This window comes from Salinibacillus aidingensis, assembly GCF_055393355.1.
The window spans coordinates 2043178-2064632 of the sequence record NZ_AP043759.1 but is presented as its reverse complement, the minus strand read 5'-3'; the positions used below and the strand labels follow the sequence as shown (position 1 = coordinate 2064632).

The following is a 21455-nucleotide window of genomic DNA, read 5'->3' as shown; positions in this document are numbered from 1 at the left end:
CTCCTTAAATTTGATCGATCAGCCCAAACATAGGCATTAGGATTGAAAGGTAAACAAAAATGATGATAACGCCAAACAGGATAAAGAACATGGGTTGAATGTACGTAATGGATTTAGACATTTTTTCAAGGAATGTTTCAACAAGTAAGTGAGCATAATTGTCTAAATCTTTTTCTAACGTTCCATCCTGCATGCTTCTTTTGAAAATCAATCCTAATTCTTTTTCAACCAGTGGAAACTTTTCAACGGCGGAATGAAGAGGCTGTCCGGCATAAACAGAACGCATCAGCATCACCGAATAACGTTTCAGTACGGGTAAATGGGTTTGTTCCGAAATGATCTGGAGAGCATTTTTCACGGACAGCCCACTTTGAAGTAATGAACTGAAGTGAAAGCTGAATAAAAAAGAGGTTTCCAGACTTTTTATTTTTCTGACCAAGGGAATATATGCGTATAATCGAATTTTTAAGTCTGTGGATAATTTTGATTTAATCACCGACCAGATTGCTGAAATGAGAAGAATGATTAAACAGGTAATAAAAAAGAGGTTAATAAAAAATTCAATGGATGTGAAGATTTTAGGTGAAAGGTTCGGGTCTGAGCTTTGAATACCCACGTATAATTCGCTTAATGAGGGTAAGAGAAAAAACTTCAAGCCGGCCATTAGTACAATTAAAAACATAAGAATTAATAAAGGATACTGCAGCACTTTTTTCAGCTGATCCTGAAACTGTTTTAACCGACCGAGCAAAGCACTGCCATTTGCTAAGCTGTCTCCTAATTGCCCTGTAGAACGCGAGAAATAAAGATAAGAGGTGACAATAGGGGAAAAACCAAGTCCCTGAAAGATTTTGTCAATATGTTTTCCTTTCATTAACTTATTTTGAATGTGCTCAGCTACAGCTCCCTGTTTAGGATCTAACGAAATCAACTGTAAAGCTTTATTTAAAGAGTACCCATTTTGCAAAAGGGCAGAAAGACGGCTGGTTAACAGAATCTGATCAGCTAATGTTACCTTGCTTTCCCTCGTGAAAAGGTTTCTACTGCGTATTTTCATTAGTAAAACCAAGAGCATAGGCCTTCCTCCTCAGATATTCAAATGAATTGAAACGATCATACTGACCAGGAGCAATTCCCTGTATGGCATTAGTGAGAACGTCTCCATCAATCAGTTCCAGGATAGCTGCACGCTTTTGATCTGTTATCAGACCATCTTCCAAAGGCAATAGCTGCTGAGAGGCAATGCCAATTAAGGCCTGATTAAGATCAGCTTTCGATATACCCAGATCCTGAAGACGAAAAATGGTACCAAAAGCATTTTTGGCATGAATTGTACTTAATACAAGGTGACCTGTGAAGGCAGCTTGAAGGGCAAAACGGGCTGTATGCCGGTCCCTGATTTCACCAATCATTAAGATATCCGGGTCATGTCTTAACACCGCTTTTAACCCGGCATCATAGCTCATGCCAGCTTTTTCATTAACCTGCACCTGTAAAATATTGTCTAATTCTCTTTCGATGGGATCCTCGAGTGTAATTGCCTGAAAGGGTCGGTTTTCAACAATGGACTGCAGCAAGGCATACATGGTGGTTGTTTTTCCGCTGCCTGTTGGTCCGGTAAAGAGAATCATTCCAAACCTTTGCTGTATCCAATTCTGGAGGATTTTTGCCTGGGAAGGAAAGAGAAATAGTTGCTCTAATTGTGGAACCATCTGTCGCGGTAAAATACGAATAGCGAGGCTTTCTGAAGATTCAACAGGTAAGATGGAAAACCGCAAATCATAAATGAGCTGGTGGTGATGATGGGTTAAGGTGCCATTTTGGGGCTTACGTGTTTCAGCTATATCCATCCCTGTTAAGAACTTATAATACGACACCAATGACTGATATTCCGTCTGAGAAATGGAAAACATGAAATTCCGTCTACCTCCTAATCGGAAGTAAATGTCCGTTCCATTCTCAGAAGGGGAAAAATGGATATCAGAAGCTGATTTTGAAATAGCACTTCTTAGTATTTTCTGTGACAACACTTCACATGCTTCCATTTAGATCCCTGCCTTATTTCATTTTTGTGAATTTAAAGGTATTCTACAATCATCTGACGAAAATGTCATATATTTAAAATGGCTGAATGCACCTGGTTGAGTGCAGTAAAAATGCAACTTACTAAAGGAAAATGGGATAATGAATAACTGATGTGAGAAAAAATTCAGGAGTGTACAAAATGAAAAGTATTTGTTTGATTGGATTTATGGGCAGTGGGAAAACCACATTAGGGAAAGAACTTGCTAAAAAATTGGATGCTGTTTTTTTGGATACAGATGAGGAAATTATAAAATGGAGGGAAATGGACATCCCGGAAATTTTTCAACTGGAGGGCGAAAAGCGCTTTCGGGAGTATGAAACAGAAGTGCTTAAAGGTCTTCCTCAAAAGAATACGGTTATAGCTACTGGGGGAGGAATCATTGAAGCCAAAATGAACCGGGATATATTGAAAAATGATTTTTTTACGGTGTATTTAAAAACATCTTTTGAAGAAATCAAGCAGCGGCTTGCTTCTAACAAGAACCGGCCTTTGTGGAATCAGGAAATGGAGAAAAAGGAGCAGTTATACGACAGCCGGCAGTACATTTATGAAGAGTGTGCAGATCAAATCATTCAAACAGATGATTATAGTGCAGAAAGAATCGTGCAAATGATTATGAAGAGTATAGTTCAGCAATAAACGGGAAATGCTATTATAAAACATAAAGTTTATGGGAGTGACCCCCATGTCTGGAAACGAAATTGTTAAATATATGACTCAGGAATTGACAAAGTACATGCAATTACCTAAAGATGAACGGGAACAAAGGAAGTCAAGAAGGAAAAATGAAAAAAGCAGCCGGTCCAGTCGATATTTTGGCATGCTCCCTGCGGCATTTAAAATGTTCTGGGATGGGAAGAGGAAGAAACAATAATCCTCTTCCTTTTTTATGCCCTCAAAGCTTTTTCGGTTTCTTCACTCATGTAAAATAGACCACCGTTTATCGGTTCAATATGAATCTTTGGCAGCAATCGTTTCTTGAGATGATCTAATTCGTTATCATACCTCTCTGTAAGCTGTTCCTGCTCTTCTTCATCCGCTGCCTGAAGATAGGATTCATAGAAGTGGGTTAAAATTTCCTTTTCCTGCTGAAATTTATTGTAGGAATGCTCGGCCCATTGGTGCTCCATTGAATCCAGGTACTGACGGATATAGCCTTCGATACGCCTATAGCCACTTTGAATTTTTATGATAGGAGAAATCGTAAAGCAATAATCGGGGATAATCGTATGAAAATGAATGGATTTGATCTTTTCCATAAGATCGAATACCATCACACCACTTATTAAGTGTAAACCAATGGACAAAATCTCATCCTTCTTCTGCTGACCAATGTAGCTTATTTTGATATTCGCCACAAGCCATGGATTTAGTGCTGCCTGACTGGCCTGTTCATAAAGCATTGTAAACTTGCCGTGTTTCAGCTGGTATTGAAAGATCTGGTGAAGTCTTGGTGACCCAAAATGAATCCATTCTCCTTTTTCCTCCCGTTTATCCGGGTTTGTGATAAATGTAAGGGTGGCGGGTTCTCCTTCCTGACCAATTTTCTTTATATATTCCCAATAAAAGGGACGGTTAAGAAGCAAACGATCCAGTTCCTCATTTAGCTTCACAGTTAAAACACCTGAATCATTTCCTTTCAGTTCGCATTCATTAAGCTCAAAGAATTTTTGAAGATAACTATGAATAGTCTGTTGCTCCATCCTCTGTCACCTCACCTTCTGCAGTATCCTGGAATGCTGCTGTTAGGTTTTCCAGCTTAATTCTGGCTTCCCCGGGAGTTTCTGATTCTGCATAGATATCCTTAATTTCATCCTCGAGATTCGGTATGTTTAATTGCTGCAAAATGATGTCAAGATCACCAATGACTCGTTCAAATAAATTTATTTTCTCATAAAGTAAGGACACTAAATGCTCATCAATTGTATTTTTAATGGCTAAATAATAAATATTGACATCATCCTTCTGACCAAAACGATGGACCCTTCCAATACGCTGTTCCAGTCTCATCGGGTTCCAGGGCAAGTCGTAATGGATCATATTACGGCAAAACTGCAGGTTAATCCCTTCTCCACCAGCCTCAGTCGCAACTAATACCTGAGCATGGTTTTCAAATAATTGAGTCATCCACTCTTTCTTGCTTCGCTTAAATCCACCTCTGAATGGAACGGACGAAATTCCATGCTGCTGAAGAAACCATTGGAGGTAATACTGGGTCGAACGATATTCCGTAAATACAATGAATTTCTCTGATGACTGCTGAATAATTTCTACCATTTGTTTTGCCTTGGAATGATGGGGGAGCTGTTCAATTTTTTCAATAATCTCCTTACTCCAGGAGTGACCGTCGTATTTTTCCTGATGTTCCTCAAACATTTTCTTTAAGGAAAGATAACAGGCTTCACGGCTCGAGCATAACTCTCTTTTCAAGGTAATCGATGTAAATGGGTCACTGGAGACCAGATCATGATCCAACTCATTATATACCTTTTGTTCCTCATCATTAAAATCAATCCACACCGTTTCGACGTTACGCTTTGTCCATTCTACACCTGTATCCTCTCTGCGATTCCGGACCATAACATTCTGGATAAGCTCTTTTAATTTATCATCCTGTTTAAGGGCAGTACGTTTATTCCCAAAGGTTTTAGTAAACTCGTCATAGCTTCCCAGATAACCAGGTTTAAGAATGGTGACAAGATTGAAAATGTCGGACAACTGATTTTGAACGGGTGTTGCGGTTAAAAGAAGACAATACGTTTTCTTTAAACTGTTGACAAACTGATAATTTTTCGTTTTATGATTCTTTAGTTTATGGGCCTCATCGATAATTATAAAATCATATTGCTGATCCAGTACAATATCCCGATGGGGGGGTCGTTTTGCTGTATCAAGGGAAGATACTACGACATCACATTGCTCCCACACGTACGTTTTTTTCTGGGAAACCGCTGGAATATAAAATTTTTCATTCAATTCCTTTACCCATTGATTTACGAGTGATGCCGGGACTAAAATTAAAATTTTCTTCGCTAATCCACGAATCATGTACTCTTTTAGAATTAATCCAGCTTCAATGGTTTTTCCAAGTCCAACTTCATCTGCGAGGATAGCCCGGCCATTCATGTTTTCAACTACTTGCTTTGCACAATCAAGCTGATGGTTCAAAAAGTCCATATGCGGCAAATGCTGAGGTGACTGAAGCCCTTTGAAATCGGGGACGGCCAGCCTTTTCGCAGATTCATAGGCCATTTCAAACATGTCATAACTGCAAAATGGACCGTGATTTTCGATTCGGTGATCAAATTCTTTTATAAATGGCTGATCGAAGTTATAATCTATATTCATGATCTCTCCCCCCAAAACTCCAATAATTTGTCTTACCATTATGAAAATTCATATGATATAATATCTTTGAATCGTTACGTATACATTTCAGTTATGTTAGTTTGTCCTATTTTATTTAAATCAAAACCATGAACATGAAAAAATCATAATCAAAGCGAATGATTGCAGGAGGAGAGACTGCAGTATATGCAGCGCCGAAGGAGCAAGCAATGGGAAGATTGTGAATCTCTCAGGCAAAAAGACTCCTGCATGACGCAGCTCTGGAGAGTGTTCACATAAGTGAGCCACCCAAGAGGCAAGTGACGTAGTCGTCATTAAACTTTCGGGTTCATTGACAGAGAATTCTCTTTTCATAATAAGGGGAATTCTCTTTTTTTGTTTGCTCATGGAAAGCAGTTCCAGATGAATGATAGCAGCAATAGAAGAAATCTAAGTTTATAGAAGAAACTAAAAATGTTGAGGAGGCTTTATATGTCGGAATTAAAGAAAACTCCCTTATTTCCGCTCTACAAGGAGTATGGGGCTAAAACCGTGGATTTTGGCGGGTGGGCGCTTCCGGTTCAATTCACTGGTATAAAAAAGGAACATGAAGCGACCAGAACAAAGGCGGGGCTTTTTGATGTTTCACATATGGGTGAAATCCTCGTAGAAGGGCCTGAAAGTGAATTATTCCTTCAAAAGATGCTGACTAATGACCTCTCAAAACTCACTGTAAATCGTGCCCAGTATACGTTTATGTGCTATGAAAACGGTGGAACTGTTGATGATTTACTCGTCTATAAAAAAGATGAAGATCAATTTTTATTAGTCGTGAATGCGGCCAATACAACGAACGACTACGAGTGGTTAAAGCAGCATGTAATCGATGGTGCCACGGTTAAAAATGTTTCAGATGAATATGCACAGCTTGCTATACAAGGCCCCAAAGCAGAACAAATTGTACAAAAGCTTACCCAAACAGATCTTTCGGAAATTAAATTTTTCAGGTTTCAGGATGATGTACACTTCGAAGGTTTGCAGGCTAAGGCGCTTGTTTCCCGAACAGGCTATACCGGAGAAGACGGCTTTGAAATCTATCTTGCTCAATCAGACGGACCTGTTCTCTGGGAAAAAATCTTACAGGCGGGTGTAGAAGAGGGAATTGAGCCTGTAGGACTTGGTGCCAGGGATACACTTCGATTTGAAGCGAATCTAGCTTTATATGGCCAGGAATTAACAAAGGACATTACCCCAATAGAGGCTGGATTAGGTTTTGCAGTAAAACCTCAAAAAGATGTGGATTTCATTGGAAAGGACGTATTAAGCAAACAAAAGGAAGAGGGACCTGAACGAAAATTAACAGGAATTGAAATGATTGATAAAGGAATCCCTCGTCATAGTTATGATGTGTTTAAAGGGGAAACAAAAATTGGTACGGTAACTTCAGGTACTCAATCACCTACGCTTGGGAAAAATGTGGGTCTTGCTTTGATTCATCATTCTTTTACTGAAGAAGGTGAAGAACTGGAAATACAAGTAAGAAAGCGTCGTCTAAAAGCAAAAGTTGTGCCAATACCGTTTTATAAACGTAAGTAAAAGGAGGGAATCTCATGAGTTTTCGTTATCTGCCTATGACTGAACAGGATAAACAGGAGATGCTTCATACAATAGGAATTGATTCCACAGAAGAGTTATTTCAGGATATTCCGGAAAATGTCCGGTATAAAGAAAGATTGAACATAAAAGAAGCCAAAAATGAATCACAGTTAAAGAAGGAACTTAAAGATTTATCTGAACAAAATGTAAATCTTAAGACCCATACATCATTCTTAGGTGCAGGGGTATATGATCATTACATTCCATCTGTAGTTGATCATGTCATTTCACGCTCGGAATTTTATACAGCCTATACACCTTACCAGCCGGAGGTCTCTCAAGGGGAGCTTCAGGCTATTTTTGAATTTCAAACCATGATCTGTGAATTAACCGGAATGGAAGTGGCAAATTCCTCTATGTACGATGGAGGAACGGCCCTGGCTGAAGCGGTGAATTTAAGTGCCGGTCAGACGAAAAAGAAGAAAGTGATTGTTTCCGGGGCTATTCATCCTGAATCCCTTGATGTCATTAAAACTTATGCTAAAGGGCCTGGTTTAGACATTGTTGAAGTAGACAGCAAGGATGGGATTACGGATTTAGATCAATTAAAAGAGGAACTTGATGAAGATACAGCGGGAGTCGTCGTACAATATACGAACTTTTTCGGACAAATTGAACCCCTTAAAGAAATCCAGAGCCTTGTCGATGGGTTCAGGAAAACGATGCTGATTGTTTCAACGAATCCGCTTGCTTTAGGATATTTAACTCCACCAGGAGAGTTTGGCGCCGATATCGTGGTGGGGGATACTCAGGTGTTCGGGATTCCTGCCCAGTTTGGTGGTCCTCATTGCGGGTTTTTCGCCACAAATAAAAAACTGATGCGTAAAGTACCGGGACGACTGGTTGGTCAGACCGTGGATGAAGAAGGAAAGCGCGGGTTTGTTTTAACTCTGCAAGCCCGGGAACAGCATATTAGACGGGATAAAGCAACCTCTAATATATGCTCAAACCAGGCACTGAATGCTCTTGGATCCTCCGTAGCCATGAGCGCCCTGGGTAAACAGGGATTGAAGGAAATGGCTGTAATGAATATGCAAAAAGCGCGCTATGCCAAAAGGAGGCTGGAAGAAGCCGGCTTTGCCGTACGCTATAAGGGTCCGTTTTTTAATGAATTTGTCATTGAGTGCAAACGTAATGTATCAGATATTAATCGGGAGTTGGCAGAACGCGGATTTATTGGTGGGCTTAATCTGGAAAATATGGATTCCAGCCGTAAAAACCAGATGCTGGTTGCTGTTACAGAGGTGCGCACTAAAGAAGAAGTGGATCAATTTGTAAAAGAATTGGGTGATATCAATGGCTGACCAAAAGGACTTTCCGGTAATTTTTGAACTTAGTAAGGAAGGACGTAAAGGCTGCAGCTTGCCTGACTTAGATGTTCCAGAAGTGGATCTTGCAAGCGAGTTTGGGGATGATTACATTCGTACAGATGAACCGGATCTGCCTGAACTGAGTGAACTGCAGCTCATCAGACATTATACAGCGTTATCAAGGCGTAATTATGGTGTCGATACAGGTTTTTACCCATTAGGATCCTGTACGATGAAATATAATCCGAAAATGAATGAGGATGTGGCGAGATTTGAGGGATTCAGTCACGTCCACCCATTACAGGAAACAGAAACGGTTCAGGGCTCACTGGAATTAATGTATGATTTACAGACATCTCTTGAAGAAATTAGCGGAATGAATACCGTTACTCTCCAGCCCGCAGCAGGTGCACATGGAGAATGGACCGGGTTAATGATGATTCGTGCCTATCATGAACAGAATGGGGATACGGAACGAACGGAGGTCATTGTCCCTGATTCTGCCCATGGAACGAATCCGGCTTCAGCTACAGTAGCTGGTTTTAAGGCCGTAACAGTAAAAACCGATGAAAATGGTCTCGTAGACTTGGAGGATTTAAAACGTGTTGTGGGGCCGAAAACAGCCGCTTTCATGTTAACAAACCCGAACACACTTGGCTTATTTGAAGAACATATTCTCGAGATGGCAGAAATCGTTCATGACGCAGGTGGCAAGCTTTATTATGACGGGGCCAACCTTAATGCAATTATGGGGTATGTCCGGCCAGGTGACATGGGATTTGATGTGGTTCACTTAAATTTACACAAAACCTTCACAGGTCCCCATGGTGGTGGTGGTCCAGGTTCAGGTCCAATTGGCATAACAGCGGAACTGGCTCCATTTCTGCCAAAACCTGTTCTTGTTAAAAACGGTGACTTTTTTGAATTTGACTATAATCGTCCGCACTCAATCGGACGTGTAAAACCTTATTATGGTAACTTTGGTATAAATGTTCGTGCCTATACGTACATTCGTACCATGGGGCCTGATGGCTTGAAAAAGGTCAGTGAATACGCAGTTTTAAATGCTAATTATGTTATGCGAAGGCTTCAAGAAAAATATGCCTTGCCTTTTGACCAGCATTGTAAACATGAATTTGTTCTTTCAGGAAAGAATCAGAAAAAGCTTGGTGTACGTACATTAGATATTGCAAAAAGACTGCTGGATTACGGCTTCCATCCACCAACCATCTATTTCCCGCTAAATGTGGAGGAAGCGATGATGATGGAGCCTACGGAAACAGAATCAAAAGAGACACTGGATGAGTTTATAGATGCAATGCTTGAGATTGCAAAAGAGACAGAAGACCAGCCGGAACTGGTTCAGGATGCACCACATACGACAGTTGTCAGCCGGTTAGATGAAACCCTGGCAGCAAGAAAACCTGTACTAAGATACATGAAAGAGGATTAAATAAAAAATGGATTGCCAGAATTGCTGGCAATCCATTTTATTTTTTGGTTTTAATTTTTCCTGTCCACTTTTTGAAGCCACCCTTAAGCTGGCTAATATCCCTGCATCCATTTTTATAAAGAATGTTCGCTGCTCTTCTTGACCTTGAACCACTTTGACAATATAAATAAACCGGTTTATCTTCACGAACCTCAATGAGCCGTTGCTTCAACTGGGATAAAGGAATGTTTCGGGCACCTAATATATGACCTCTGTCAAATTCGTTAGGTTCTCTTACATCAATTAATTGAGCTTTACGATATCCTTGTTTGAATTCTTCCTCGGTTAAGATTTTTAAAAATCGCCTTTGCAGTAGATATTTAGTAAGTGAATATACAATAATGGCTACGACTAGTATAAATATTATTTCCATCCTGATCCCCTTTCATTGCTTAAACCATTTACATCTATTATATGGTTGATTCAAAAAAGATTCAAAGAATTTTCTTCTATAAAATTCTGGAACAACTATTGAATGTTAAAGGAATAAAAAGCTGCTATATATTGATAAATTCAAAATTCCCCAGAAGATTTAATTTTGCAAGTAACAAAATTCGTCAATGTTTTCATTTACTTTATGCTATATCCATATATCTCTAATTCACGCAGGTTTTTACACAAATTCTAAGTTGACAAAAAAATACCTATTCGTTCTAAAATACAAGATGTTGTGCACTTTCATGAATTATTATACAATATCTTGAGTTTTTTATTGCGCTTTAACGGCTGGATATGATAAGTTAATTATAACATCAAAGAATAGATTACTAGATATGTTTCCTATCGTTTGTTACACTTTGTCGAACTAAGACGTTTATGCGACAAAGTGTCTTACTTTGTTGTAACGAACTCATTTATTTTAACTCAAATCTTAAAAATATGCACATCTTAATATCAGGAAAGGATGAGAAAGTTTGCAAAAAGTAAAAGAAGTAAATCTTCCAATGAATGTGGAGCGTCTGAATCAGGATATCAGGCTGTTTCCTCAGGTACATCCGGTAACGTCAGATATGAAAATCTTACATAAGGGTGTATCTAGACTTGTGATGCTGGACCGGTATGCTTTTAAGGATACAGAGAAGGTAACCTTAACAGATGGAGATTTTGTTGTCCTGACTGTAAAGGAAGATCCAAAATTTCCAGCGCGTGGACTGGGCGTTATTCAATCGATTGATTGGGAGAACAAGACTGCAAAGGTTCTTGTGGATGAAGAATTTCAGTCTGTTCTGGATAATGAAACAGAAGCAGAAACAGGGATCGTTACCAGATCATTGGATGTTATTGAGAAACCACTTGAAGTGTTTTATGAGCAAATTGCTTTACGAAATGCAACAGGGCTGTCCGCTGTAGAAGAAACTGAGGAGAAGCAGAAAGAATGGTTTGAAAAATATTATGAACAGCTGTCGAATCTGAACTTTGTCCCTGCAGGAAGGGTTCTGTATGGTGCCGGTGCAAATACCGATGTTACTTATTTTAACTGTTATGTGATGCCTTATATTCAGGACTCAAGAGAAGGGATTTCCGAACACCGGAAACAGGTTATGGAAATTATGAGCCGTGGCGGTGGTGTTGGTACGAACGGTTCCACGCTGCGTCCACGAAACACACTGGCTCGAGGGGTTAATGGAAAATCATCAGGATCAGTCTCCTGGCTGGATGATATTGCAAAGCTCACTCACCTTGTAGAGCAAGGAGGATCAAGACGGGGAGCACAAATGATTATGCTTGTGGATTCACATCCTGATATCATCGAATTTATTATTTCCAAGATGCAGAATCCAAGAATTCTTAGATATTTAATCGAAAATACGAACGATGATTTAATTAAAAAACATGCTGAGAATAAGCTGAAATTTACCCCGCTGACGGAACAGGAAGAAATGATGTACCAGGGAATAGCTAATTATAAAAATATCCCCGGTCTTGGTGGTTTTAATGAGAAGATTATCAGGGATGCAGAGCAAAAGCTGCGTGATGGTGGTACATTCTCAGTCAATCATCCCGAATTTTTATCAGGTGCAAACATTTCGGTGTGCCTGACAAGAGAATTCATGCAGGCTGTTGAAGAAGACGGCTATTACGAGCTTAAATTCCCTGATGTGGAAAATTATAATGAAGAAGAAATGGCCATTTATAATGAGAAATGGGCTGAAGTTGGAGATGTCCGTGAATGGGAAAAGCAAGGTCACAAAGTTCGTGTACATCGCAGAATAAAGGCAAGTGAATTGTGGGACCTGATTAATATTTGTGCAACCTATTCAGCTGAACCTGGCATTTTCTTTATTGATAACGCTAATGATATGACAAATGCGAAAAGCTATGGCCAAAAAGTAGTGGCAACGAATCCGTGCGGAGAACAGCCACTTGCGCCATACTCTGTTTGCAACTTAGCTGCTGTGAATCTTGCAGAAATGGCGGATAAAGAAAATAAAACTGTCAATTTTGATAAACTGAAGCGTACAGTAGAAGTTGGTGTACGTATGCAGGATGATGTTATTGACGCGACCCCATACTTCCTGGAAGAAAACCGTAAGCAGGCATTAGGTGAGCGCCGTGTCGGTTTAGGTGTGATGGGGCTTCATGACTTACTCATTTATACAGAGACGGAGTATGGTTCTGAAGAAGGAAACCAGGTCGTTGATCAGGTCTTTGAAACCATTGCGACAACGGCTTATCGTACGTCAATTGAACTGGCAAAAGAAAAAGGAAGCTTTCCATTCCTAGTGGGGAACACAGATGAGGAAACAGCAGAGCTGCGTAAACGGTTTACAGAAACAGGATATATGCAGAAAATGCCTGAGGATATCCGTCAGGGAGTTCTTGAGCACGGCATTCGCAATTCCCATTTATTAACCGTAGCTCCTACAGGGTCTACAGGGACAATGGCCGGGGTTTCTACAGGACTGGAACCGTACTTCTCCTTTACGTACTATCGCAGTGGCCGCTTAGGTAAGTTTATCGAAGTCAAAGCTGATATTGTACAGGAATACTTAGAGGAGAATCCGGATCAGGATCCAGACCAATTGCCAAAATGGTTTGTTACAGCTATGTCCTTATCACCTGAGGCTCATGCAGATACCCAATGCGTGATTCAAAAATGGGTGGATTCATCTATTTCTAAAACCGTAAATGCACCAAAAGGCTATACGGTCGACCAGGTCCAAAAGGTTTATGAACGCTTATATCGTGGCGGAGCAAAAGGTGGTACGGTTTATGTAGATGGAAGCCGTGATACTCAGGTTCTAACTTTAAAGGCAGAGGAAAATACTCGTGATGATATGGAAGCAGAAAGAGAAACAGAGAAAAGCAGTGAAGAGCCAATGGTTGTGTTGATGGATACAGTGCAGGAACTGGACAAAACAAGTGTCAATGTCGGTTCTGAGGTAGGAAATACATGTCCGGTGTGCCGTCAGGGTACCGTAGAAGACATTGGCGGATGCAATACATGTACAAACTGTGGTGCACAGCTTAAGTGCGGCCTGTAATAAAAGTTATGTTCAATAAGGACGATCTCACATAAGAGGTCGTTCTTTTATTGTGCAAAAAGATAGAACTGCTTGAATTCCGGTGTTCTAATGTACACCCTCTTCTGCTTATACATCTTATAGATACCCTTAAAAAGGTAAGGATGATTACTTTGAAGGTAGATGGTGTTTTTTCGGGTGGGGGTGTGAAAGCAATTGCTTTTATTGGTGCGCTGGAAGTTGCGGATGAAAAAGGATTCACTTTTGAAAGTGTAGCGGGAACGTCAGCTGGTGCCATATTAGCCACATTGATTGCAGCCGGATATAAAACCTCGGAGATAAAAGAATCATTTATGGAATTAAACCTAAAGTCTTTTATGCAGGAAAGTACTCTTGAAAAAATTTTTCCATTCTTAAAATGGCTGCTTATTTATCATCGGCTCGGGTTATATAAAGGGGATGCATTAGAAAAGTGGATCCAAGAGAAATTATCAGCAAAGGGAATTTACACGTTTCAGGATTTACCTCCGGGGGATCTGAGGATTATCGGCTCTGATTTATCTCTTGGCAGAATGGTTGTATTTCCGGATGACCTGGAAAGGTTATACGGTATCGATGGATTATCCTTTCCCGTTGCAAGAGCCGTTCGGATTAGCGCGTCCATTCCTTTCTTTTTTATTCCTGTAAAAAGAATAAGAGACAAAAGGCATAAAAATATTCTTGTTGATGGGGGATTATTAAGTAACTTTCCCATTTGGTTGTTTCAAACAGGAACAACTAAGCCAAAACGTCCTATTTTAGGGATGAAGCTTAGCTCTTCCTTTGATCAGCTGCCCAGACGAAACATAAAAAATGCCATTTCAATGTTTCAGGCTCTATTTTCCACAATGATACATGCTCATGATGCCAGGTATATTTCAAAATCTGTTACAGCCAATGTCATGTTTATCCCGACAAAGGATATTGATGCTACAGATTTCTCTTTATCAGATGAGGAAAAGTACAGACTTATGGAACTAGGCAGAAAAAGTGCTATCAAATATCTGAAAACCTGGACTTATTAAGAACTAAGTCAAAAACGCCTGTTTACTATAAAAAAACCGACCGTTTTAAAAAGACGCTCGGTTTTTTTTCTTATCCTTTTTTCCATCAATGACTCGCAGATGAGCTGCGTTTCTTTTGCTTTTGGATTTGCCGGGCTGTGCGTTTTGTTTTCGCTGTTTGCGTGCAGTTGCCTGATACATCCGTTTATTCGGTACGGCATTTCCGTATTTACGCCGGGACTGCTTCACTGCCTTACGATACTCTTTGGAAATGCCTCCAGTGCCTCTTTTTCTCATGAAAACATAGAATATACCGAACAAGATGGCTGCAAATCCAGCGGTCATAAGAATATATGTAAAGAGCTGGGCAGTATCAAATAGTAGCTGATAGAAAATACCGAAAACAGCAAGAGCCATTATGATATAAACAAATAGATTTCTTGCACGGAATCGCATGACACAGGCCTCCTTTCTCATTCGCAATTATCCCGAACTGAACATAAGAAAAGCGGATCACCTATAATTTCATTTATATTCTATGTAAAAAGAACCTGTTAAAAATTTTGCCCATTGGAAGGAAAAATATTCATATATTTTTGTTGTTTTGAGGAAATCAGGCATTTTTCCATCCATTATATCTATATATAGTTATGCTGAACATTCTATATTTATTTTTATTTTACTAGAAAATACCGTTAACGTATACATTTTATCAATGATTAGGCATGTCTTTTCGCAAATTGGTTAGGATAACAAAACGGAGGTGGAAAATATGGCAGAAATGAACCAGGAAAAATTGGAGCAAAATCAGCAGGAAGAACCGATGTCTTTGTTGCAGAAAGCCTTATTAACAGGTTTTATCGGCGGAATTTTTTGGGGTCTTTTAGGCTCTTTGGCTTATTATTTTAATTTCTCTGAAGTTTCCCATGCAAGTTTTATTTTACGCTCGTTCTGGCAGGCTGATTGGATTGATGGGTTTACAGGCGAAATGTTAAGCGTTCTGATAGTTGGCGTTATTTCCATTTTGGTTGCGTATGTTTACTATCTTTTATTAAGGAAGCGGGAAGGAATGTTGCCAGGAATTTTATACGGACTAGTTATCTGGTTTATTTTTTTATATTTTCTTAATCCGATGTTCTCAGCGGTTCCCGGTCTGGCCGATATGACGGTTGATACAGTGGTCACAACGATTTGCCTCTTAATTTTATATGGTACATTTATTGGCTATTCGATTTCATTTGAATATAAAAGCCTGCAGGAGATGAAGCAGCAAAGAAAGGAAAATGACTCCCAAAATGCATAAGTAGTATGGTACACTATTCTTTAGACAACATTCTGGGAACAAGGATGGGGAGAGGTATGAAACAATTGCTCCTGTTAAATGGACCTAATTTGAATTTATTAGGGACTAGAGAGCCCCATATTTACGGTAAGAGTGGGCTCGAGGAAATTGAGAGTGAATTAGCAGCGTTTTTAAAGGAGGAAGGCTGGGGGTTAAAAAGCTTTCAGTCCAACCATGAAGGCGCTCTGGTCGATGCCATTCATGAGGCAAATCAGCATTATGAAGGGATTATTTTTAACCCTGCTGCTTATACACATACAAGCGTTGCCTTGAGGGATGCAATTAGCGCAGTGGAAATCCCTGTTATCGAAGTACATATTTCAAATGTACACAACCGGGAGGCATTCAGGAGAGAGTCGTTACTTGCACCTGTTTGCTGGGGACAGATTGCCGGCCTTGGTACGCTTGGCTATAAAGCAGCAGCCCTGGCATTTCTGGAAGAAGATAAGAGAAAGGATGATAAGAGTGGAGAAACTGGACAAGTTTAGATCAGCATTAGCCGACCAGGAATTTGATGGTTTGCTAATCACAAGTGAAAAAAACCGCAGATATATAACAGGATTTACCGGTACAGCTGGCGTTGCTCTTATAACAGAACAAGCTGCTCTTTTTATTACTGATTTTCGCTATACAGAACAGGCAAAGGAGCAGGCTAAAGGATTTGAAATCATTGAACATAAAACCCCGATTCATAAGGAGGTAGCCAACCAGATCAAAAAGCTTGGCATTCAATCCTTAGGCTTTGAAAAAGATCACATGACCTATAGTACATATGAAAGATATAAAAATGAGCTGTCTGCTGAGTTGATTCCCTCATCAGGCCTAATTGAAAAGCTGCGCCTGGTTAAAACCAATGATGAATTGAAACTGATTAAACAGGCATGTGAAATTGCAGATGATGCCTTTGATCATATTCTTGACTATATTAAGCCAGGTGTTAAAGAAATTGATGTATCAAATGAACTTGAATTTTTCATGAGAAGAAATGGGGCGGAATCTTCCTCCTTTGATATCATCGTAGCCTCCGGCTATCGATCTGCACTGCCGCACGGGGTTGCCTCGGAAAAGACGATTGAAAGCGGCGAGCTCGTCACTCTTGACTTTGGAGCATACTACAAGGGCTACTGTTCAGATATGACGAGAACCGTGGCTGTAGGACGGATTAGTGACGAACTAAAGGAAATTTATGATACAGTTCTTCAGGCCCAGCTAAAAGGCGTAGAAGGAATTAAACCGGGCATAACCGGGATTGAAGCAGATGCTCTAACACGGGATTATATTAAAGCTAAAGGATATGGAGACTATTTTGGCCACTCAACAGGTCATGGAATTGGTCTGGATGTTCATGAAGGTCCGGGGCTTTCCTTCCGATCTGAGCAGAAGCTGGAGCCGGGCATGGTTGTAACCGTAGAACCTGGAATCTATATATCCAATGTAGGCGGCTGCCGTATTGAAGATGATATAGTGGTAACTGAAAATGGATATGAAAAACTGACATTTGCGAAAAAAGAACTTATAACTTTGTAGTGTGTGTTTAGAAAGGGGATAACATATGATTTCAGTAAATGATTTTCGTACAGGACAAACCATTGAGCTGGATGGAGATATCTGGCAGGTTGTAGAATTTCAGCATGTAAAGCCAGGGAAAGGTGCAGCGTTTGTTCGTTCAAAGCTGCGTAACCTTCGAAATGGAAACATACAGGAGCGAACCTTTCGGGCAGGGGAAAAGGTAAATACGGCTCATCTTGAGCGTAGAAACATGCAGTATTTATACGCCTCAGGTGATGTTCATACATTTATGGATCAGGAAACTTTTGATCAGATTGAACTTCAATCCTCTCAATTAGAGAAGGAACTAAACTACCTAAAGGAAAATATGCAAATTACCATGCTTATTTATGAAGGAGAAACGATTGGTCTTGAACTTCCAAATACAGTAGAATTGGAAGTCACTGAAACAGAACCGGGAATTAAGGGTGATACAGCCAGTGGAGGTACTAAACCTGCAACACTGGAAACAGGATTGGTCGTACAGGTGCCTTTCTTTGTAAACAATGGGGATGTACTTGTTGTTAATACAAGTGATGGAAAATATGTTTCCAGAGCATAACAATGAATATTAAACATAAGAATGCAAGGAGCTATCCGTTAGGGTAGCTCTTTTTTTGTAGTATAGGAAATTATAAAATAAGCGATTTGTGGATAAGAAAAACAGGAGAGGCCACGTCCGGCTCCAGCGCCCAGCGAGACTTCCTTCACCTCCGTACGATAAGTCAACATCGACTCACAAGGTTCGTCGTGTTTCCTTTATCTCCTACAGCTCAGTCCAGTCCGTACGTCGCTAAATGGGCGCTTCCGCCTTTGTTCTTTTTATGAATAGTCATAAATCTCTTTATACCGCATAGATTTAGAGTAGCAACTATTAGTAGAAGGGAGATCTTCACATTGGAAGAAATTTTAAAGTTATTTCCTGAATCGATTGAAGACAAGCTTCGCAGGGAAATCATGAACTGGAACCAGCTGGAGGAAATAAGAATTCGTATCGGAAAACCTATAGAACTCGTTTTTACTGCCTATTCCAGAATGATTGGTCATCTATTGCCGGATAAACAGGATGGATTGTTTATTTTAAATCAATTAAGTGAACATTCGATTTATCGATTTGAGGACGAGCTTCGGGAAGGCTACATTACCATTGAAGGAGGTCATCGGGTTGGTATTTCCGGCAAAGTCAACACAGAAAGAGGGTATGTGAAGGCTATTCGGCATCTTACCTTCTTTAATATACGTATAGCCAGGCAGGTAAAGGACATTAGTAAGCCTTATCTTCCGCTTTTATATCAGAAACGTTATCTTAACACACTGTTGATTGGTCCGCCTAAATGCGGCAAGACCACATTCTTAAGAGATATCGTTCGCTATATGAGTAATGGTTATAATCATTATCCGGCTAAAAAGGTTGGGGTGATTGATGAACGATCGGAAATTGCTGCCTGCAGGAACGGAATTCCACAGCATGATGTAGGACTTCGAACCGATGTAATGGATGCCTGTCCAAAAGCTGAAGGGATGATGATGATGATCAGGTCCATGTCTCCGGATGTGATTGCTGTGGATGAAATAGGGTCGGAAGAAGATGTAAAGGCCTTAATGGAAGCAGTTTATGCAGGAGTAACCGTGATCTGCAGTGTTCATGGACAAAATTTGGATGAGGTACGAAGCCGTCCTTCATTACAGCCCTTATTCCGGCAGAATGCTTTTCAACGCTATGTCACTTTTTCCAATCACCCTAAACCTGGCACGGTGATTTCCGTGACGGATGAAAATGGACAAACCCAAAATCATCACGTAAGGAGCAAAGATTATGAAATGGATTGGAGCCATGTTGTTCCTGCTGGCGACAACTCAAATAGGCTTTGATATAGCAAAGCGGCTTTCGGACCGACCGCAGCAAATCCGGCAATTAAAAAATGCTTTGCAAATTCTGGAAGCTGAAATTGTTTATGGTCAAACACCTATTCATGAAGTTTTTTATCAGTTATCGAAACAAATCCCGGCACCATTGAGCCGTTTCTTTTCTGAACTGCATGATCGATTATCCGTTAGTCAGACAACCTTATATGATATTTGGAACCCCACATTAAAGGAATTCTGGAAACAATCAGCCATGAAGAAAGCAGAACGGGATATCATGGACCAGTTTGGCAAAACATTAGGCCAGCATGATTTTACACAGCAGCAAAAACACATCCAGCTTGCATTAACCCATTTGGAAAGGGAGTTGGCAAATGCTGAAGAGGAAAAATACAGATATGGAAGAATGGCGAAAAGCTTAGGGGTGTTGACAGGATTATTTGTGATCCTGTTACTGATTTAGTGGAAAGGAGTCGGCATTCAAAATGATGAATGAAGTTTATCTTTTATTCCAAATTGCAGGAATCGGTTTGATTGTTGCCATCATTCATACACTACTGAAACAGGCTGGAAAAGAGGACTTAGCCCATTGGGCAACATTAGTAGGATTTATCATCGTTTTACTAGTGGTTATTGATAACTTAGCCGAATTATTCCAGCAAATCCGCTCGGTTTTTCTCTTTCAGATCATCCTGGGAGGATTCTGAATTTATGGGGATCTTTGAAATTGTTTCCCTGGGAATGCTGGCTGCTATATTAGCCATTATTGTTCGTGATCAAAGCCCTTCAATTTCGTTCTTTATCGTCATGTTAACAGGTATCATTATCTTTTTAGTCCTCATTCAGCACATAGCCGAAATTTTCCGGCTGATTTCAACTTTGACTACGAAAGCCAATATTAATTTTATGTATGTAGAAACCATTCTGAAAATTATTGGTATTGCCTATATTTCCGAATTTGGTGCACAAATTATACGGGATGCAGGTCTGAATTCGATTGCTTCCAAGATTGAACTGGCTGGGAAAATATTCATTCTCGTACTTGCCATACCTATCCTGACAGCTGTTATTGAAACCATTCTTAGCTTTATTCCTGTTTAGGGATTGAAGGGAGCAATTATTGTGAATGTGTACTTTAAAAGATTCATAGTGGCTCTTCTTTTAGTCTTTTTCTATTTTTTACTCCCTGAAGAAGTACAAGCTGCTGAACCGAATCCACAGCAAAATGCGGAGCGCTGGGCAAACCAGCAAATACAGGATCAATCCTATGAAAAAATAGGAGATTACTGGTCAAATCTAAAGGAAAATTATGGGGAGTTTTTACCTGATTTATCTAATAAAGATTTGACGGATTTTATGAAGGAAGACGCATCTGTATCCATCAAAAGCTGGATCAATGGTCTATTAAAGTATCTTTTTCATGAATTATTGGCGAATGGGAAATTACTGGGGTCACTGATTCTATTAACGCTGTTTTCAGTTATTTTGCAAACGCTGCAAAATGCTTTTGAATCCAAAACCGTAAATAAAGTTGCATATGCCGTCGTCTATCTCGTTTTAATTACTCTTGCCTTGAGCAGCTTTCAGTTAGCTGTGTCCTATACCAATAATGCCATCGATGCAATGTCAAATTTTATGTGGGCTCTATTGCCGTTAATTTTGAGCATTATGGCATCAGTGGGAAGTATAACCTCTATTACTTTTTTTCAGCCGATTATACTCTTTTTAATCAATGTCAGTGGTTTCTTAATTTCAACCTTTGTTATTCCGCTGATTTTTCTATCGGCTCTTCTCCATATTGTAAGCTCATTAAATGAAAACTATCAGGCAACCAAGCTGGCCAATCTACTTAGAAATGTTGGTCTTTCTGTTTTGGGCGTATTTTTTACGATCTTTGTAGGTGTCATTTCTGTGCAGGGGGCAACGACTGCTATTACAGATGGACTGGCTGTCAGAACAGCAAAATTTGTGACGGGTAATTTTATCCCTGTCATTGGAAGAATGTTTACGGATGCAGCGGATACAATGTTATCAGCCTCTATGCTGTTAAAAAATACCATTGGAATCGTCGGAGTGATCATTGTTCTTGGAGTGGCTCTTTTTCCTGCCATCAAGGTTTTTGTCATTTCGGTTATCTATAAATTAGCTGCTGCCATCCTGCAACCGGTAGGAGGAGGACCGGTAATCAATACGATGGATTTAATAAGTAAACACATCATGTATATTTTTGCAGCCTTGCTCGTTGTAACGATGATGTTCTTTTTTTCCATTGTCATTCTGGTAGCTGCCAGCAATTTGACCTTAATGGTACGTTAGGAGGC

Annotated in this window: 22 protein-coding genes and 1 riboswitch; of the genes, 16 read left to right on the top strand and 6 right to left on the bottom strand. The window is 39.9% G+C overall.

All coding sequences use genetic code 11. The features are described from left to right. Positions 1–4: 4 nt before the first annotated feature. Together comGB and comGA are read right to left on the bottom strand one after the other, a co-directional pair. Entirely contained in the window at positions 5–1075 is a 1071-nt protein-coding gene (comGB, locus tag ACZ5OK_RS11125) for a competence type IV pilus assembly protein ComGB (RefSeq protein WP_343836953.1), read from the bottom strand. After that, positions 1041–2045, bottom strand: a complete 1005-nt coding sequence (gene comGA / locus ACZ5OK_RS11120) for a competence type IV pilus ATPase ComGA (protein WP_343836951.1) — start codon at positions 2043–2045, stop codon at positions 1041–1043. Before comGA ends, comGB begins: the two co-directional genes overlap by 35 nt. A 179-nt stretch (positions 2046–2224) precedes the next feature. Between comGA and ACZ5OK_RS11115 the strand changes: the two genes are divergently transcribed. Both ACZ5OK_RS11115 and ACZ5OK_RS11110 read left to right on the top strand, forming a co-directional pair. Continuing rightward, positions 2225–2725 (top strand): shikimate kinase, encoded by a 501-nt coding sequence (locus ACZ5OK_RS11115; protein ID WP_343836949.1) that lies wholly within the window; start codon positions 2225–2227, stop codon positions 2723–2725. A gap of 46 nt (positions 2726–2771) precedes the next feature. Continuing rightward, positions 2772–2960, top strand: coding sequence for a YqzE family protein (locus ACZ5OK_RS11110; RefSeq protein ID WP_343836947.1), 189 nt, complete (start codon positions 2772–2774; stop codon positions 2958–2960). Between the two features lie 13 nt (positions 2961–2973). On the opposite strand, the gene ACZ5OK_RS11105 is transcribed toward ACZ5OK_RS11110, so the two are convergent. Both ACZ5OK_RS11105 and ACZ5OK_RS11100 read right to left on the bottom strand, forming a co-directional pair. Further along, on the bottom strand, positions 2974–3789 hold the full coding sequence (locus ACZ5OK_RS11105; RefSeq protein ID WP_343836945.1) for a YqhG family protein: 816 nt from the start codon (positions 3787–3789) through the stop codon (positions 2974–2976). Then, positions 3767–5434 (bottom strand): DEAD/DEAH box helicase, encoded by a 1668-nt coding sequence (locus tag ACZ5OK_RS11100; protein ID WP_343836944.1) that lies wholly within the window; start codon positions 5432–5434, stop codon positions 3767–3769. The genes ACZ5OK_RS11105 and ACZ5OK_RS11100 overlap by 23 nt, the downstream gene beginning before the upstream one ends. A gap of 158 nt (positions 5435–5592) precedes the next feature. Continuing rightward, a riboswitch (glycine riboswitch) is annotated at positions 5593–5689 on the top strand. A 216-nt stretch (positions 5690–5905) separates the two neighbouring features. On the opposite strand from ACZ5OK_RS11100, the gene gcvT reads away from it, so the two are divergent. From gcvT to gcvPB, 3 genes are read left to right on the top strand one after another with little or no spacing between them, the layout of a single operon-like run. Next, complete coding sequence (gcvT, locus tag ACZ5OK_RS11095; RefSeq protein ID WP_343836942.1) at positions 5906–7009, top strand: glycine cleavage system aminomethyltransferase GcvT; 1104 nt, start codon at positions 5906–5908, stop codon at positions 7007–7009. Positions 7010–7023: 14 nt separating this feature from the next. Continuing rightward, entirely contained in the window at positions 7024–8373 is a 1350-nt protein-coding gene (gcvPA, locus tag ACZ5OK_RS11090) for an aminomethyl-transferring glycine dehydrogenase subunit GcvPA (protein WP_343836939.1), read from the top strand. Beyond that, entirely contained in the window at positions 8366–9832 is a 1467-nt protein-coding gene (gcvPB, locus tag ACZ5OK_RS11085; RefSeq protein WP_343836937.1) for an aminomethyl-transferring glycine dehydrogenase subunit GcvPB, read from the top strand. The genes gcvPA and gcvPB overlap by 8 nt, the downstream gene beginning before the upstream one ends. Before the next feature lie 37 nt (positions 9833–9869). Here the strand turns inward: gcvPB and ACZ5OK_RS11080 are convergent, their stop codons facing one another. After that, a complete protein-coding gene (locus ACZ5OK_RS11080; protein ID WP_343836935.1) occupies positions 9870–10244 on the bottom strand; it encodes a rhodanese-like domain-containing protein in 375 nt (124 codons plus the stop codon). Positions 10245–10815: 571 nt separating this feature from the next. Here ACZ5OK_RS11080 and ACZ5OK_RS11075 point away from each other — a divergent pair. After that, entirely contained in the window at positions 10816–13356 is a 2541-nt protein-coding gene (locus ACZ5OK_RS11075) for a vitamin B12-dependent ribonucleotide reductase (protein ID WP_343837739.1), read from the top strand. A 143-nt stretch (positions 13357–13499) separates the two neighbouring features. Then, on the top strand, positions 13500–14399 hold the full coding sequence (locus tag ACZ5OK_RS11070; protein ID WP_343836933.1) for a patatin-like phospholipase family protein: 900 nt from the start codon (positions 13500–13502) through the stop codon (positions 14397–14399). A gap of 45 nt (positions 14400–14444) precedes the next feature. On the opposite strand, the gene ACZ5OK_RS11065 is transcribed toward ACZ5OK_RS11070, so the two are convergent. Beyond that, positions 14445–14834: an SA1362 family protein gene (locus tag ACZ5OK_RS11065; RefSeq protein WP_343836929.1), complete on the bottom strand. Its 390-nt coding sequence runs from the start codon at positions 14832–14834 to the stop codon at positions 14445–14447. A gap of 316 nt (positions 14835–15150) precedes the next feature. Between ACZ5OK_RS11065 and ACZ5OK_RS11060 the strand changes: the two genes are divergently transcribed. The 9 genes from ACZ5OK_RS11060 (at position 15151) to spoIIIAE (ending at position 21450) form a co-directional block, all read left to right on the top strand. Next, positions 15151–15681 carry a YqhR family membrane protein gene (locus tag ACZ5OK_RS11060; RefSeq protein WP_343836927.1) on the top strand — a complete coding sequence of 177 codons (531 nt, stop codon included), beginning with the start codon at positions 15151–15153 and terminating at the stop codon, positions 15679–15681. A 56-nt stretch (positions 15682–15737) separates the two neighbouring features. Continuing rightward, positions 15738–16208 (top strand): type II 3-dehydroquinate dehydratase, encoded by a 471-nt coding sequence (gene aroQ, locus ACZ5OK_RS11055; RefSeq protein WP_343836924.1) that lies wholly within the window; start codon positions 15738–15740, stop codon positions 16206–16208. After that, positions 16186–17247 (top strand): M24 family metallopeptidase, encoded by a 1062-nt coding sequence (locus tag ACZ5OK_RS11050; protein ID WP_343836922.1) that lies wholly within the window; start codon positions 16186–16188, stop codon positions 17245–17247. Before aroQ ends, ACZ5OK_RS11050 begins: the two co-directional genes overlap by 23 nt. A gap of 25 nt (positions 17248–17272) precedes the next feature. Further along, a complete protein-coding gene (gene efp / locus ACZ5OK_RS11045; protein ID WP_044158052.1) occupies positions 17273–17830 on the top strand; it encodes an elongation factor P in 558 nt (185 codons plus the stop codon). 335 nt (positions 17831–18165) lie between these two features. Next, a complete protein-coding gene (gene spoIIIAA, locus ACZ5OK_RS11040) occupies positions 18166–19140 on the top strand; it encodes a stage III sporulation protein AA (protein ID WP_343836919.1) in 975 nt (324 codons plus the stop codon). Next, complete coding sequence (gene spoIIIAB / locus ACZ5OK_RS11035; protein WP_343836916.1) at positions 19085–19597, top strand: stage III sporulation protein SpoIIIAB; 513 nt, start codon at positions 19085–19087, stop codon at positions 19595–19597. Before spoIIIAA ends, spoIIIAB begins: the two co-directional genes overlap by 56 nt. Positions 19598–19622: 25 nt before the next feature. After that, positions 19623–19841 (top strand): stage III sporulation protein AC, encoded by a 219-nt coding sequence (gene spoIIIAC, locus ACZ5OK_RS11030; RefSeq protein WP_370521845.1) that lies wholly within the window; start codon positions 19623–19625, stop codon positions 19839–19841. Between the two features lie 4 nt (positions 19842–19845). Beyond that, a complete protein-coding gene (gene spoIIIAD / locus ACZ5OK_RS11025) occupies positions 19846–20235 on the top strand; it encodes a stage III sporulation protein AD (RefSeq protein ID WP_343836912.1) in 390 nt (129 codons plus the stop codon). A 21-nt stretch (positions 20236–20256) separates the two neighbouring features. Continuing rightward, positions 20257–21450 carry a stage III sporulation protein AE gene (spoIIIAE, locus tag ACZ5OK_RS11020; protein WP_343836910.1) on the top strand — a complete coding sequence of 398 codons (1194 nt, stop codon included), beginning with the start codon at positions 20257–20259 and terminating at the stop codon, positions 21448–21450. Positions 21451–21455: the final 5 nt, after the last annotated feature.